The organism is Streptomyces sp. 2-1 (assembly GCF_048564895.1).
GTDB lineage: Bacteria > Actinomycetota > Actinomycetes > Streptomycetales > Streptomycetaceae > Streptomyces > Streptomyces phaeochromogenes.
On record NZ_CP183383.1, the window covers coordinates 2,135,588 to 2,148,939 of the forward strand.

The 13,352-nt window shown below is 69.3% G+C and carries 15 protein-coding genes; 7 read left to right on the forward strand and 8 right to left on the reverse strand.

Annotation, left to right across the window (positions count from 1 at the left end; genetic code table 11):
* On the reverse strand, positions 1-879 hold the full coding sequence (locus ACN20J_RS09360) for a Cgl0159 family (beta/alpha)8-fold protein (RefSeq protein WP_055610801.1): 879 nt from the start codon (positions 877-879) through the stop codon (positions 1-3).
* 30 nt (positions 880-909) lie between these two features.
* A complete protein-coding gene (gene iolC / locus ACN20J_RS09365) occupies positions 910-1,860 on the reverse strand; it encodes a 5-dehydro-2-deoxygluconokinase (protein ID WP_189843903.1) in 951 nt (316 codons plus the stop codon).
* Positions 1,861-2,174: 314 nt separating this feature from the next.
* Between iolC and ACN20J_RS09370 the strand changes: the two genes are divergently transcribed.
* From ACN20J_RS09370 to ACN20J_RS09390, 5 genes are read left to right on the forward strand one after another with little or no spacing between them, the layout of a single operon-like run.
* On the forward strand, positions 2,175-3,191 hold the full coding sequence (locus tag ACN20J_RS09370; RefSeq protein WP_190231752.1) for a sugar ABC transporter substrate-binding protein: 1,017 nt from the start codon (positions 2,175-2,177) through the stop codon (positions 3,189-3,191).
* Between the two features lie 5 nt (positions 3,192-3,196).
* Positions 3,197-4,270, forward strand: coding sequence for an ABC transporter permease (locus ACN20J_RS09375; RefSeq protein WP_257678024.1), 1,074 nt, complete (start codon positions 3,197-3,199; stop codon positions 4,268-4,270).
* Between the two features lie 5 nt (positions 4,271-4,275).
* Positions 4,276-5,208 carry an ATP-binding cassette domain-containing protein gene (locus tag ACN20J_RS09380; RefSeq protein ID WP_257678023.1) on the forward strand — a complete coding sequence of 311 codons (933 nt, stop codon included), beginning with the start codon at positions 4,276-4,278 and terminating at the stop codon, positions 5,206-5,208.
* Positions 5,208-6,110, forward strand: coding sequence for a sugar phosphate isomerase/epimerase family protein (locus ACN20J_RS09385; protein WP_361999984.1), 903 nt, complete (start codon positions 5,208-5,210; stop codon positions 6,108-6,110). The genes ACN20J_RS09380 and ACN20J_RS09385 overlap by 1 nt, the downstream gene beginning before the upstream one ends.
* Positions 6,111-6,127: 17 nt before the next feature.
* A complete protein-coding gene (locus ACN20J_RS09390) occupies positions 6,128-7,147 on the forward strand; it encodes a Gfo/Idh/MocA family protein (RefSeq protein WP_190232606.1) in 1,020 nt (339 codons plus the stop codon).
* Positions 7,148-7,254: 107 nt separating this feature from the next.
* On the opposite strand, the gene ACN20J_RS09395 is transcribed toward ACN20J_RS09390, so the two are convergent.
* Positions 7,255-7,692, reverse strand: a complete 438-nt coding sequence (locus ACN20J_RS09395) for a DUF4442 domain-containing protein (protein ID WP_190232611.1) — start codon at positions 7,690-7,692, stop codon at positions 7,255-7,257.
* Positions 7,693-7,936: 244 nt separating this feature from the next.
* On the opposite strand from ACN20J_RS09395, the gene ACN20J_RS09400 reads away from it, so the two are divergent.
* Entirely contained in the window at positions 7,937-8,977 is a 1,041-nt protein-coding gene (locus ACN20J_RS09400; protein ID WP_361921460.1) for a hypothetical protein, read from the forward strand.
* A gap of 125 nt (positions 8,978-9,102) precedes the next feature.
* On the opposite strand, the gene ACN20J_RS09405 is transcribed toward ACN20J_RS09400, so the two are convergent.
* Genes ACN20J_RS09405 through ACN20J_RS09415 form a run of 3 tightly spaced genes read right to left on the reverse strand, consistent with a single transcriptional unit; the run spans position 9,103 to position 10,657 of the window.
* Positions 9,103-9,513, reverse strand: a complete 411-nt coding sequence (locus ACN20J_RS09405; protein WP_419665694.1) for an arsenate reductase ArsC — start codon at positions 9,511-9,513, stop codon at positions 9,103-9,105.
* Positions 9,514-9,539: 26 nt separating this feature from the next.
* Positions 9,540-10,283 (reverse strand): aquaporin, encoded by a 744-nt coding sequence (locus ACN20J_RS09410; protein ID WP_419665695.1) that lies wholly within the window; start codon positions 10,281-10,283, stop codon positions 9,540-9,542.
* On the reverse strand, positions 10,280-10,657 hold the full coding sequence (locus ACN20J_RS09415) for an ArsR/SmtB family transcription factor (RefSeq protein WP_419665696.1): 378 nt from the start codon (positions 10,655-10,657) through the stop codon (positions 10,280-10,282). The genes ACN20J_RS09410 and ACN20J_RS09415 overlap by 4 nt, the downstream gene beginning before the upstream one ends.
* A gap of 114 nt (positions 10,658-10,771) precedes the next feature.
* Here ACN20J_RS09415 and arsM point away from each other — a divergent pair, with 114 nt between their 5' ends.
* A complete protein-coding gene (arsM, locus tag ACN20J_RS09420) occupies positions 10,772-11,665 on the forward strand; it encodes an arsenite methyltransferase (protein WP_419668861.1) in 894 nt (297 codons plus the stop codon).
* 65 nt (positions 11,666-11,730) lie between these two features.
* Here arsM and ACN20J_RS09425 read toward each other — a convergent pair whose 3' ends face one another.
* Both ACN20J_RS09425 and ACN20J_RS09430 read right to left on the reverse strand, forming a co-directional pair.
* Entirely contained in the window at positions 11,731-12,576 is an 846-nt protein-coding gene (locus ACN20J_RS09425; protein WP_419665697.1) for a spermidine synthase, read from the reverse strand.
* Between the two features lie 114 nt (positions 12,577-12,690).
* Positions 12,691-13,251 (reverse strand): DinB family protein, encoded by a 561-nt coding sequence (locus ACN20J_RS09430; protein WP_419665698.1) that lies wholly within the window; start codon positions 13,249-13,251, stop codon positions 12,691-12,693.
* Positions 13,252-13,352 lie beyond the last annotated feature (101 nt).

Sequence of the window (13,352 nt, forward strand, 5' to 3'; positions counted from 1 at the left end):
TCAGAGCAGGCCGACCGCGGTGTCCACCGCGGTCTCCACACTGCCCTCGGCGGGATAGAGCAGGGACCGGCCGACGACCAGGCCCTGGACGGTGGGCAGTCGCAGGGCCTTGCGCCATCTCTCGTACGCGCCCTCCTGGTCCCTGCCGACCTCGCCGCCGAGCAGGACGGCGGGCAGGGTCGAGGTCTCCAGTACGGCGGCCATGTCGTCCGGGTCGCTGGTGACGGGCAGTTTCAGCCAGGTGTAGGCGGAGGTGCCGCCGAGCCCGGAGGCGATGGCGATGGAGCGGGTGACGGCCTCGGCGGTGAGGTCGTTGCGGACCGTTCCCTCGACACGGCGGGAGATGAACGGCTCGACGAACACGGGCAGCCGGTGCGCGGCCATGTCGTCGATCGCGCGGGCGGTCGACTCCAGGGTGGTCAGCGAGCCGGGGTCGTCGTAGTCGATGCGCAGCAGCAGCTTGCCCGCGTCGAAGTTCAGCCGGGCCATGTCCTCGGCGCGGTGTCCGGTGAACCGGTCGTCCATCTCGAAGACGGCACCGGCCAGGCCGCCGCGGTTCATGGAGCCCATGACGACCTTGTTCTCCAGTGCGCCGAGCAGGAGCAGGTCGTCCAGGATGTCGGCGGTGGCGAGCACCCCGTCCACGCCCGGCCGCGACAGCGCTATGCACAGCCGCTCCAGCAGGTCGGCGCGGTTGGCCATCGCCAGCCTGCGGTCGCCGACTCCGAGCGCGCCGCGTGCCGGGTGGTCGGCCGCCACGATCATGAGGCGGCCGCTGTCGCCGACGAGGGGGCGCCGGGTCCGGCGGGCGGCTGCTTCGGCCACCGCCTCCGGGTGCCGGGCGCGCACCCTGACGAGGTCGGGGATGGTGATGCTCAAGGGTTTGGCTCCGTTCAAGGGGTGGCGCTGTCAGGCGCGTGAGGCGACGAGATCCTCGACCTCGGCGGCGGTGGGCATCGCTGAGGAGCAGGCGAGGCGGGAGGCGACCAGGGCGCCGGCCGCGTTGGCGTACCGCATCGTCTTCTCCAGCTCCCAGCCGGCCAGCAGCCCGTGGCAGAGCGAGCCGCCGAACGCGTCGCCCGCACCAAGGCCGTTGACCACCTCGACGGGTACGGGCGGCACTTCGGCGGTGGTGCCGTCGCGGTGGACGGCGAGGACGCCCTTGGGGCCCTGCTTGACGACGGCCAGTTCCACGCCCGCTTCGAGGAGGGCCTCGGCGCAGGCGCGCGGCTCGCGGACACCGGTGGCGACCTCGCACTCGTCCAGGTTCCCGACGGCGACGGTGACATGCCGCAGGGCTTCGGCGTAGTACGGGCGTGCCTCGGCCGGGTTCTTCCAGAACATGGGGCGCCAGTCGAGGTCGAAGACGGTGGTGCCGGCCTTGTCGCGTGCCTTGAGGGCCGCGAGCGTGGCGGAGCGGCTGGGCTCCTCGCTCAGACCGGTGCCGGTGATCCAGAAGATCTTCGCGTCCCGGACGGCGAAGAAGTCCAGCTCGTCGGTGCGGATCTCCAGGTCGGGCGCCTTGGGCTTCCGGTAGAAGTACAGCGGGAAGTCGTCGGGCGGGAAGATCTCACAGAACGTGACCGGCGTCGGGTACTCCTCGACCGGGGTGACCCAGCGATCGTCGACCCCGAACTCCTTGAGAGCCTGGTGCAGATAGGCTCCGAAGGGATCATCGCCGGTTCGGGTGACGATCGCCGTGGAACGGCCGAGACGGGCCGCGGCGACCGCCACGTTGGCCGCCGAGCCACCGAGGAATTTACCGAAGGTTTCGACACGCGCGAGCGGCACTCCGGTCTGCAGAGGGTAGAGATCGACCCCGATGCGACCCATGGTGATCAGGTCGAAGGACTCGGTCATACGCGTCGCTCCTCGTGTGGCTGCGGGCTTCCGGGGGTGCGGGATGCAGGGGACCGGTGTGTCCTAGGTGTAAGACCGAGGCCGAGCCATGTCAAGACTTTGTACTTACATTCTCACGTGATCCTGAAATGATGTCTTAACAAAGTATTGACAGCGGGGTCTGTCAGGGACTTACATCCCCTCCCAACAGCACAGCCGAGTTTGTCGGTACGTGGCCCTGCGGTCTCCTTCCGTACGGGCCGAAGGACCGGGCACCCTGCCCGGACCGCTGCCCCTGCTCCCTTTCCCCTGTCGCACAGTGAGGTGCCGGAAAGATGGACCGCACGTTTCGCACCCGTTCCCGCAGATTCGCCCTCGTCGCCGCGGCCGCCGCGGCGGCCCTGATAGTCACCGGCTGTTCCAGCGACTCCGGTGGCAAGAAGGCCGAGGAGGACACGGGCAACGCGTCTGCCGGCAAGGCCGACACCCCCCGCATGAAGGTCGCGATGATCACCCACGCGGCCCCCGGCGACACCTTCTGGGACCTCATCCGCAAGGGCGCGGAGGCCGCCGCCGCCAAGGACAACGTCGAGCTGGTGTACTCCAGCAACCCGGACTCGGCCAAGCAGGCCAACCTGGTCCAGAACGCGATCGACCAGAAGGTCGACGGCATCGCGGTCACCCTGGCCAAGCCCGACGCCATGAAGTCCGCGGTCGCCAAGGCCAAGGCGGCCGGCATCCCGGTCGTCGGCTTCAACGGAGGCGTCGACGACTGGAAGGACCAGGGCCTCCTGGAGTACTTCGGCCAGGACGAGTCCGTCGCCGGTGAGGCCTTCGGCGAGAAGCTCAACGAACTCGGCGCCAAGAACAACATCTGTGTCATCCAGGAGCAGGGCCACGTCGCCCTGGAGGCCCGCTGCGCGGGCGTCAAGAAGACGTTCAAGGGCAAGACCACGAACCTGTACGTGAACGGCACGAACATGCCGTCCGTGAAGTCGACGATCACCGCGAAGCTGAAGCAGGACTCGTCGATCGACTACGTGGTCACCCTCGGTGCCCCGTTCGCACTGACCGCCGTGCAGTCCGTGGACGACGCGGGCAGCAAGGCCAAGGTCGCGACCTTCGACCTCAACAAGGAGATGGTCAGCGCCATCGAGGACGGCGACATCCAGTTCGCCGTGGACCAGCAGCCGTACCTGCAGGGCTACCTCTCGGTCGACTCCCTGTGGCTCTACAAGACCAACGGCAACTTCAGCGGCGGTGGCCAGGAGCCGGTGCTGACCGGTCCCGCGTTCGTCGACAAGTCCAACGTCGAGGCCATCGCGAAGTTCGCCGCGAAGGGCACTCGGTGATTTCCATGTCCCAGGCAACGGCACCGGCGACGAGCTCCTCGTCGCCGGCTCCGCCGGCCGCCCCCAAGGACGGCCGGACCTCGGAACGCTCCCTGACCCGCAGGCTGGCGGCCCGCCCCGAGATCGGCGCACTGATCGCGGCGATCGCCGTGTACGTGTTCTTCTTCGCGGTCGCCTCCCCCTTCCGCGAGGCCGGCTCGCTGGCCAACGTGCTCTACGAGTCCTCCGTGATGGGCATCATGGCCCTCCCGGTGGCCCTGTTGATGATCGGCGGCGAGTTCGACCTCTCCGCCGGTGTCGCGGTCACCACGTCCGCGCTCACCGCCAGCATGTGGAGCTTCCAGCTCTCCATGAACGTGTGGACCGGCGTCATCGTCGCCCTCGTCGTCTCCCTGGCGATCGGCGCGTTCAACGGCTACATGCTCGTACGCACCGGTCTGCCGTCGTTCCTGATCACGCTGGGGTCGTTCCTGATCCTCCAAGGCGCCAACCTCGCGATCACGAAGATCTTCACGGGCAACGTCGCGACGGACTCGATCAGCGACATGGACGGTTTCGACCAGGCCAAGAAGGTCTTCGCCTCCGAGATCAGCATCGGCGGCGTCGATGTGAAGATCACCGTCTTCTACTGGCTGGTCTTCGCCGCGGCCGCCACCTGGCTGCTGCTGCGTACCAAGTTCGGCAACTGGATCTTCGCGACCGGCGGCAGCAAGGAATCGGCCCGTGCGGTGGGTGTGCCGGTCACCTTCACCAAGATCGCCCTGTTCATGGGCGTGGGGGCGGGTGCCTGGTTCGTCGGGATGCACATCCTGTTCTCGTTCAACACCGTCCAGTCCGGCGAGGGTGTGGGCAACGAGTTCCTGTACATCATCGCCGCGGTCATCGGAGGCTGCCTGCTCACCGGCGGCTACGGCTCGGCGATCGGCCCGGTCATCGGCGCCTTCATCTTCGGCATGGTCTCCCAGGGCATCGTCTACGCCAACTGGAACCCCGACTGGTTCAAGGCCTTCCTCGGCGTCATGCTCCTGCTCGCCGCCCTCGTCAATCTGTGGGTCCGCCGCCAGGCCACCCGGAGGTAAAGCCCATGACCACCAACCACACCTCCCCCAACGGCGCAGCGGTCAAGGACAAGCCCACGGACGCCAAGCCGATCGTCGAGCTGAAGGGCGCGGGCAAGGCCTACGGCAACGTTCGCGCCCTGCACACCGTGGACCTGTCGGTGTATCCCAGCCAGGTGACCTGCGTGCTGGGCGACAACGGCGCCGGCAAGTCGACGCTGATCAAAATCATCTCGGGGCTGCACCAGCACACCGAGGGCGAGTTCCTCATCGACGGCCAGCCTGTGCACCTCAGCACCCCACGCGAAGCCCTGGACAAGGGCATCGCGACGGTCTACCAGGATCTGGCCACCGTGCCGCTGATGCCGGTGTGGCGGAACTTCTTCCTCGGCTCCGAGATGACCAAGGGCCCCTGGCCGATCCGCCGCCTGGACATCGCCAAGATGAAGCAGACTGCGGACCAGGAACTGCGCAACATGGGCATCATCCTGGACGACCTCGACCAGCCCATCGGCACCCTCTCCGGCGGCCAGCGCCAGTCGGTCGCCATCGCCCGCGCCGTCTACTTCGGCGCCCGCGTCCTCATCCTGGACGAGCCCACCGCAGCCCTGGGCGTCAAGCAGTCCGGTGTGGTGCTGAAGTACATCGCGGCGGCCCGGGACCGGGGGCTGGGGGTCATCTTCATCACCCACAACCCGCACCACGCCTACATGGTCGGCGACCACTTCAGCGTCCTGCGCCTGGGCACCATGGAACTCTCCGCCGCCCGCGCCGACGTCACCCTCGAAGAACTCACCAACCACATGGCAGGCGGCGCCGAACTCGCCGCGCTGAAGCACGAGTTGGCCCAGGTCCGCGGCGTCGACGTCGAAGAACTCCCCGAAGCCGAAGACCTCAAGGCACCCAAACCCACGCCCACGCCCACCACCGCCTCCTCCTCGGAAGGAAAGGCCTCCTGATGGCCAACGCGCTCGATCGCATCCGCGTCGGCTCCGCGCCGGACTCGTGGGGCGTCTGGTTCCCCGACGACCCCCAGCAGGTGCCCTGGGAACGCTTCCTGGACGAGGTCTCCGAGGCCGGTTACTCCTGGATCGAGCTCGGCCCGTACGGCTATCTGCCGACCGACCCGGCCAAGCTCACCGACGAGGTGAACAGGCGCGACCTCAAGGTGTCGGCCGGCACGGTGTTCACCGCGCTGCACCGCGGCCCGGACGTCTGGGACGCCACCTGGGAGCACGTCAGCCAGGTCGCCGAGCTGACCCGGGCGATGGGCGCGAAGCACCTGGTGGTCATCCCGTCCTTCTGGCGGGACGACAAGACCGCCGAGTTGATCGAGCCGGCGGAGCTGACGGTCCGTCAATGGTCGTACCTCACCAAGGGCATGGAGCGCCTCGGCCACGAGGTGAAGGAGCGCTTCGGCCTCGACATCGTGGTGCACCCGCACGCGGACACGCACATCGACACCGAGGAGCACGTCGAGCGCTTCCTCGACTCGACGGACTCCGGCCTGGTCAGCCTCTGCCTGGACACCGGGCACTACGCCTACTGCGGCGGCGACAACGTCAAGCTGATCGAGACGTACGGCGAGCGCATCGGCTATCTGCACCTCAAGCAGGTCGACCCGGCGATCCTCGCGGACGTCGTCAAGAACGAGGTCCCGTTCGGCCCCGCCGTCCAGCGCGGCGTGATGTGCGAGCCCCCTACCGGTGTGCCCGCGCTGGAGCCGGTGCTGGACGCCGCGCAGCGCCTCGGTGTCGACCTGTTCGCCATCGTCGAGCAGGACATGTACCCCTGCCCGCCGGACAAGCCACTGCCCATCGCGGTGCGCACCCGCCAGTTCCTGCGCTCCTGCGGCGCCTGAGAAGGGATCAACCGACCATGGCTCAGCGCGGAACGCTCGGCGTGGCCGTCATCGGCACCGGGAAGATGGGCGCCGATCATGTACGGCGTCTCGCCGAAGTGACCAACGGGGCACGCGTCGCCGCGGTCGTGGACGTCGACGCGGAACGGGTCAAGCGGATCGCGGACGGTATCGAGGGCTGCACGGCCCACACCGACGCCGCCGCCGCGATGGCCTCGGACGGCGTCGACGCCGTACTGATCGCCTCGCCCGGCCCCGCCCACGAGGCGGCGCTTCTCACCGCCTTCGAGCACGACCTGCCGGTCCTGTGCGAGAAGCCGCTCACCCCGGGCTCGGCCTCGGCGCTGCGGGTCCTGGAGGCCGAGCAGAAGGTCGGGCACCGGCTGGTGCAGGTGGGCTTCATGCGCCGGTACGACACCGAGTACGCGAAGCTCAAGGCGCTGCTGAACACCGGGCAGTTGGGCCGACCGCTGATGCTGCACAACCGGCACCGCAATGTCGCGACCCCGCCCGGCTTCACCAGTGAGATGCTCATCAACGACTCGGTCGTGCACGAGATGGACATCACACGCTGGCTGCTCGACCAGGAGATCACCGCGGTCACGGTGCTGAAGCCGACACCCTCGGGCAACGCCCCGGAGGGCCTTCAGGATCCGCAGTTCGTCGTGTTCGAGACCGCCGGCGGCGCGATCGTCGACGTCGAGATCAACGTCAACTGCGGCTTCGGGTACCAGGTGCAGGCCGAGGTGGTCTGCGAACGCGGCACGGCCCGCATCGGTGACGGGCACGCCCTGGTCACCAACCAGGCGGGCCGCTGGGGCGGCACCATCGCCCAGGACTTCGTGGAGCGCTTCGAGGACGCGTACGACCGCCAGGTGCAGGCCTGGGTCGACGCCACCCGCCGCGGCGAGGTCACCGGGCCCAGCGCCTGGGACGGCTACGCCACGGCCGCGGTCTGCGAGGCGGGCGTCCGCGCCCAGACCGAGGGCGGCCGGATCGAGGTCGAACTCGTCGAGCGGCCGGCCTTCTACAGCTGACCGGCCGAACCAGAAACATCCCGGAGGGTGGCCCCGCACGACGGGTCCACCCTCCCGGCGGTCCCGCGCGCCCGCCCCCTCAACAGTCGACGGCGACGGACTGCTCCTCAGCCGTTGGGCCGCAGGGTCCAGATGACGGTCATCTCGCCGGTCACGGCACCGTCCTCGCGCTGGATGGCTACGGCCACGGGGAACTCCGGCCGCTCCCCGGCGTCGAGTTCGGCGACGACGTCCTCGATGGAGCGCCCCAGCGTGGCGGTGGCCGTGACCGGTCCCCTGGCGAGCTTCTTGAACGCGATCTCGGCGGTCACGGGCAGCGGCACGGCCCGCGCGAGCTGGTCCCCGAACGCGGCCAGCACGACCGCGCCGCTCGCCGACTCCCCCAGCGTGAACATCGCTCCGGCATGCGGCCCGCCCACATGGTTGTGGTACTCGCTCTGGTCGGGCAGCGCGAGGACGGCCTTCTCCGGAGTGGTCTCCAGATACTCCAGCTTCAGGGTCCGCACCATCGGAACCGTGGCGGCGAGCATCTCGCCGATCGACATCTGCTCTGTGCTCATGGCGGGCACGTTACCCGCGAGTAGCCAGCCATGACCAGTGGCGAAAAGTGATCGCCAGGAGTGTCGAGGAACTCGCCCAAGGGGCACGGATGTTCGCGTTCGAGAATTTCCGCGGAGCCCAGTCGGTACGGTACGTCGCCATAAGGACCCATCTGGGCCCCGTTCCGGTACGTCCCTGACGAAGGGCAGTGACCCAACCGTGTCCGGGGCGGCACTAGGGTTACTGCCCATGTGGCCAGGAAACCAGCCGCCCGGGGGCGAGCAGAACCCGCAGGACCCGAATCAGAACCCGTACCAGCAGCCGGGGTACCAGCAGCCGAATCCGTATCAGCAACCCGGATTCCAGCAGGCCGGACCTCAGACGCCGAACCCGTACACGCAGCCGGGGCAGCCCGGTTGGAGTGCGCCCGGTGTGCCGCAGCCGCCGGAGACGCCTCAGGGCGGCGGTGACGGGAACAGGACGAAGCTCGTCGCGATCGTGGCGGCCACGGCCGTCGTCATCGCGGCCGGTGTCACGGGCTTCCTGGTCCTGGGCGGCGACAAGGACGACGAGGCCGACGGCGGCAAGGACGGCAAGACGAAGCAGTCACCGTCGGCGAGCGCGTCGAAGGACCCGAGCGCCTCCCCGTCCACCGGCGACGACAACCCGCGCGGTACCGACGGCGAGAAGGCGACCGTCGCGGGCTGGAAGGTCGTCATCAACCCCCGCTTCGGCACGATGTTCGACGTCCCCGCCGACTGGGAGATCGAGAGCACCGACACCAGCGTGGGCTTCGAGTGGGAGGAGAAGGGCAAGACCGACCGCACCACGGTCACCGCCCCCGCCTACCTCAAGTCCAAGTGGTGCACCACGGACAGCGACAAGGACGGCCGCGCCGAGGACACCGCGCTGGCCACCGCCGGAACGCGCGGCGAGAACGGCGCCAAGGACTCGGCCGAGGCTGCCGAGACCCGTGTTCCGTGGTGGATCTTCGGCGGTTACACGCAGCCGGACAAGAAGAGCGTGAAGTTCGACAAGGCGAAGGCGTACACCACGAAGTCGGGCCTCAAGGGCAGCATCGCCACCGCCTACTCGAAGAACACGCCGCAGAACGGCAAGTGCGACAGCGAGGGCAAGGCCATCACCTTCGCCTTCAAGAACGGCGCGGGCGACTTCGTCACCTGGAACCTGTACGGCGCCAAGGGCGTCGGCGACGAGATCCCCGAGGCGACCGTCCAGAAGATCCTGAGCACCGTACGCCTCACCGAGGCCGCGCCGACGGACACGTGACGTCCCTCGCGCGGTAGCGGCAGCCGGAGCGGCCCGCTCGGCCCGAACAGGCCGCTCCGGCCGAGCAGGCAGGCCGGATGAAGGGCCGAGAAGAAGCTCCGCGCGCAGCCGATGTACCGGCGGAGTCAGCCGTCCAGTTCAATCAGCAGCCCACGAATGCGCCGTTCGATCTCGTCGCGGATCGGACGCACCGAGGCGACTCCCTGCCCGGCCGGGTCGTCGAGCTGCCAGTCGAGGTACCGCTTGCCGGGGAAGACCGGGCAGGTGTCACCGCACCCCATGGTGATCACCACGTCCGACGCCTGCACGGCCTCGACGGTCAGCACCTTTGGCGTCTCGGCGGAGATGTCGACGCCGACTTCCTTCATCGCCTCGACGACCGCCGGGTTGACTGTGTCGGCGGGGGCGGACCCGGCCGAGCGGACTTCGACCTTGTCTCCGGCGAGGTGGGTGAGGAACGCGGCAGCCATCTGCGACCGCCCTGCGTTGTGGACACAGACGAACAGCACGGACGGCCGCGGGGCGGGATTGCTCATGGCGGGTGTCTTTCTGGGGAGGGGGCTCAGCGGGCGAAGGGGGCGGCGAGTTCGGTCTCACCGTGAGGAACGACGACGTCGGTCTGGGCGGGAGCCGGTCGGCCGAACACCGCGACCACCAGGCCCAGGCCGACAGTGGCACCGACCAGTTGGGCGGCGATGAACGGGGCGACGGAGGCCGGGGCGATCCCCGCGAACGTGTCGCTGAAGGCACGGCCGATCGTCACCGCCGGGTTGGCGAACGACGTGGAGGACGTGAACCAGTACGCGGCTCCGATGTAGGACGCCACCGCGACCGGCGCGAGGGCGGCGCGACCGGTCCGGGCCAGACCGAAGATCAGCAGAATGAGCCCAGCGGTCGCCACGATCTCGCCCAGCCACAGGTGGCCTGCGGAGCGATCGTGCGCCGACCACTTCACCAACGGTTCGGCGAACATCGCATTGGCCAGCACCGCGCCGCTGATCGCCCCTGCGATCTGAGCAGGGATGTACACGGCCACGTCCCGTGCGGTGAGGCCGTCGCCACTGCCACGCCCGGTGAACCAGGCAGCAAGGGTGACGACCGGGTTGAAGTGGGCGCCGGAAACCGGCCCGAGCAACGTGATCAGCACACCCAGACCGAAGACGGTCGCGAGCGAGTTGGCAAGCAGTTGCACCCCGACGTCCTGCGACAACCCGGTCGCCTGGATGCCGGAGCCGACCACCACCGCGACCAGCGCGGCCGTCCCCACGGCTTCAGCCACGGCACGCCGTCCCAGCGAGGCACTCAAGCGGTCACCCCGGCCGGCTGAGGAGTTGTCAAGAACGCACCCAATCGGTCCAGGACACCGGGCTGCACCCAGTAGTAGACCCAGGTCCCGCGACGCTCGCAGTCGATGAGGCCGGCCTGGCGCAGCAGCTTGAGGTGATGGGAGATCGTCGGCTGAGACAGCTCGAACGCGGGCGTCAGCTCACACACGCACACCTCGCCGCCCTCCCGCGAAGCGATCATCGACAGCAGCCGCAGTCGTACGGGATCCCCCAGGGCCTTGAAAGCCTTCGCCAGCTCGGCGGCCTGCCCCTCGTCCAGGGGTGCGGTCGCCAGCGCCTGGCAGCAGCCGCCGTCCGCGCCCTGACCGAGCACCTCAAGTTCTTGTTTCGACATTCCTCTATGTTGACGTTTTTCGATTCAAGGCGCAAGGTTGCATCGAAGAACGTCAATACAGGCCTCTCGGCTCCCGCCAGGCCCGTCATCCAGGAGTGAGTCATGAGCGAAGTCATGAGCGAGCAGTCCACCGATCTGCGCGAGACGGTCCGCCGGCGGTACGCCGCCGCAGCAGTGCAGGTCACCGAGGGCGGCACCGCCTGTTGCGGACCGCAGCCGGTCGAGATCGACGAGAACTTCGGCTCCACCCTCTACGCCGCCGACGAACGCGATGCCCTCCCCGCCGAGGCCGTCGCCGCCTCCCTGGGCTGCGGCAACCCCACGGCCGTCGCTGACCTCCACGAAGGCGAACGCGTCCTCGACCTCGGCTCCGGCGGCGGCATCGACGTCCTGCTCTCCGCCCGCCGCGTCGGCCCCACGGGCAAGGCCTACGGCCTCGACATGACAGAGGAGATGCTCGCCCTGGCCCTCACCAACGCCAAGAAGGCGGGCGCGACGAACGTCGAGTTCCTCAAGGGCACGATCGAGGCCATCCCGCTCCCCGAGAACACCATCGACGTCGTGATCTCCAACTGCGTGATCAACCTGTCCACCGACAAGGCCTCGGTGTTCGCGGAGACCTACCGCGTCCTGACCCCCGGCGGCCGGATCGGCGTCTCCGACGTCGTCGCCGATGACGTCCTCTCCGCTGCCCAGCGTGCGGAACGCGGCGACTACGTCGGCTGTATCGCGGGAGCCCTCTCCTTCTCCGAGTACCGCGAGGGCCTCGAAGCAGCAGGGTTCACGAACATCGAGATCACCCCCACGCACTCCGTCGCCGACGGCATGCACTCCGCCATCGTCCGTGCCATCAAGCCGGCCCCTGCCGAAGCCCGCGCCGGTGCGACGAAGTCGGCAGACGACTGCTGCGGCGTCAGCGCGTGCTGCACCCCCGCCGAGACTCCCGTAGATCCCACAAGCACCGTCGCCCAGGCCAAGGCCGCCTCAGGCTGCGGCTGCCAGGAGTAGCAGACCCGACGGCCGAGACGCCCGTATCGGATCGGCCGTCGCGCGGCCTCAGCCGTCATCCGTCCTCAGCCGATGCTGAAGGCCCCGTCCGGCGGCTCGGGGGACGGCACCGCGTCCTCGTCCCGTACGGGCCTCGCGTCGCCCATGAAGACCTGGAGCGTGTCTCCGTACTCGACCCGGGCCGGAAAGGCGTCGGCGGCCGTGCGGCGGGTGAGGGCGGGGGTGTCGAGCGGGCGGTGGGAGGCGACGAGCACCGCGTTGCCGAAGCGGCGGCCTCGCAGCACGCCCGGTTCGGCGATCAGCGCCAGTTCGTCGAAGACCGTGGAGAACGTGGCGAGTTGGGAGCGCAGAAAAGCGAAGGGCGTGGCGTCGGCGAGGTTGGCCAGGTAGACGCCGTCGGCGCGCAGGACCCGCTCTGCCTCGCGCGCGTACGCCACCGAGGTCAGGTGCGCGGGCACCCGCGAACCGCCGAAGACGTCGGCGATCAGGACGTCGACGGAGTCGGCGGGGGCGGCTTCGAGCCAGGCGCGGGCGTCGGCGCCATGGACCGTGATGCCCGCGTCGTCGGGGACGGGCAGATGCTCGACGACGAGGGCCAGCAGCCCGCTGTCGGCCTCGACCACGTCCTGCCGGGACCCCGGCCGGGTCGCCGCGAGATACCGGGGCAGGGTGAGCGCGCCGCCGCCGAGGTGCAGCACGTCCAGCGCCCGCCCTGGTTCGGCGAGGGTGTCCAGGACGTGCCCGAGCCGTCGCGCGTACTCGAACTCCAGGTGCGTCGGCGCGTCGAGATCCACGTACGACTGAGGTGCCCCGTCGACCGTCAGGAGCCACGCCCGCTTCCGGTCGACGTCCGGCATCAGCTTGGCGGTCCCGTGATCCACGGCTCGCGTCACGGGTATCGGCTCGTTCACGGGTCCATTGTGCCCGTACGGGCACGGCCGGGCCGGGCCCCGGCAAGATCCCCGCCCCGAAGCCAATCGCCGCGCGCCACTCCCCCTCGTATCACCCGCCCCACGTCACTCGCCTCACACGCCGATCGCCCCGTCGATGCGCTCGCGGAGCAGGTCGGCGTGGCCGTTGTGGCGGGCGTACTCCTCGACCATGTGGATGAGGACCCAGCGCAGCGACACCGGCCCGCGCCAGGGGTCCTCGCCCGCGAGGTCGAGATCGGGCGCGTCGGCGACGAAGCTGTCGGCGAAGGCGACTTCGGCGCGCCAGGCCCGCCAGGCCTCGGCGATCACTGCGGGGTCGGCGGACGCGCCGTCGAAGTCGTCGTCCGGGCACGCCTCCGACGAGAACAGCGCGGGCGCGTCCTGCCGGGCCAGTGCCCGCCGGAACCAGCGGCGCTCCATGTCGGCGAGATGCCGGACGAGACCGAGGAGCGAGAGGGTGGAGGGTTCCACGGACCGCCGGGCCAACTTACCTGTCAGACCTGCGCACTTCATCTCCAGTGTCGCCCGCTGGGCGCCCAGGATGTCGACGAGCAGGGTGCGTTCGTCGGCGGTGGCGGAGGTGCTGAAACGACGGTCGTCGTCCTCGGCGGCGGCGAATATCTCGGCTCTTCGGCGGGGTTGCTGGGTCGTCATGGTCCCCATCCTCGGCCGCGGCCCGGCACGGGCGCACCCGCGTTTCGGTGGCGAGCGCGTGCCCGCGGACACGCCGGTACCCACGGACACGTGAGTGCCCG

Excerpts from the sequence above, each read along its gene's own strand:
- iolC (WP_189843903.1), bottom strand. The coding sequence starts at position 1,860 with ATGACCGAGTCCTTCGACCTGATCACCATGGGTCGCATCGGGGTCGAT.
- ACN20J_RS09370 (WP_190231752.1), top strand. The coding sequence starts at position 2,175 with ATGGACCGCACGTTTCGCACCCGTTCCCGCAGATTCGCCCTCGTCGCC.
- ACN20J_RS09375 (WP_257678024.1), top strand. The coding sequence starts at position 3,197 with ATGTCCCAGGCAACGGCACCGGCGACGAGCTCCTCGTCGCCGGCTCCG.
- ACN20J_RS09380 (WP_257678023.1), top strand. The coding sequence starts at position 4,276 with ATGACCACCAACCACACCTCCCCCAACGGCGCAGCGGTCAAGGACAAG.
- ACN20J_RS09385 (WP_361999984.1), top strand. The coding sequence starts at position 5,208 with ATGGCCAACGCGCTCGATCGCATCCGCGTCGGCTCCGCGCCGGACTCG.
- ACN20J_RS09390 (WP_190232606.1), top strand. The coding sequence starts at position 6,128 with ATGGCTCAGCGCGGAACGCTCGGCGTGGCCGTCATCGGCACCGGGAAG.
- ACN20J_RS09395 (WP_190232611.1), bottom strand. The coding sequence starts at position 7,692 with ATGTCGATCGGCGAGATGCTCGCCGCCACGGTTCCGATGGTGCGGACC.
- ACN20J_RS09400 (WP_361921460.1), top strand. The coding sequence starts at position 7,937 with ATGTGGCCAGGAAACCAGCCGCCCGGGGGCGAGCAGAACCCGCAGGAC.
- ACN20J_RS09405 (WP_419665694.1), bottom strand. The coding sequence starts at position 9,513 with ATGAGCAATCCCGCCCCGCGGCCGTCCGTGCTGTTCGTCTGTGTCCAC.
- ACN20J_RS09415 (WP_419665696.1), bottom strand. The coding sequence starts at position 10,657 with ATGTCGAAACAAGAACTTGAGGTGCTCGGTCAGGGCGCGGACGGCGGC.
- arsM (WP_419668861.1), top strand. The coding sequence starts at position 10,772 with ATGAGCGAGCAGTCCACCGATCTGCGCGAGACGGTCCGCCGGCGGTAC.
- ACN20J_RS09430 (WP_419665698.1), bottom strand. The coding sequence starts at position 13,251 with ATGACGACCCAGCAACCCCGCCGAAGAGCCGAGATATTCGCCGCCGCC.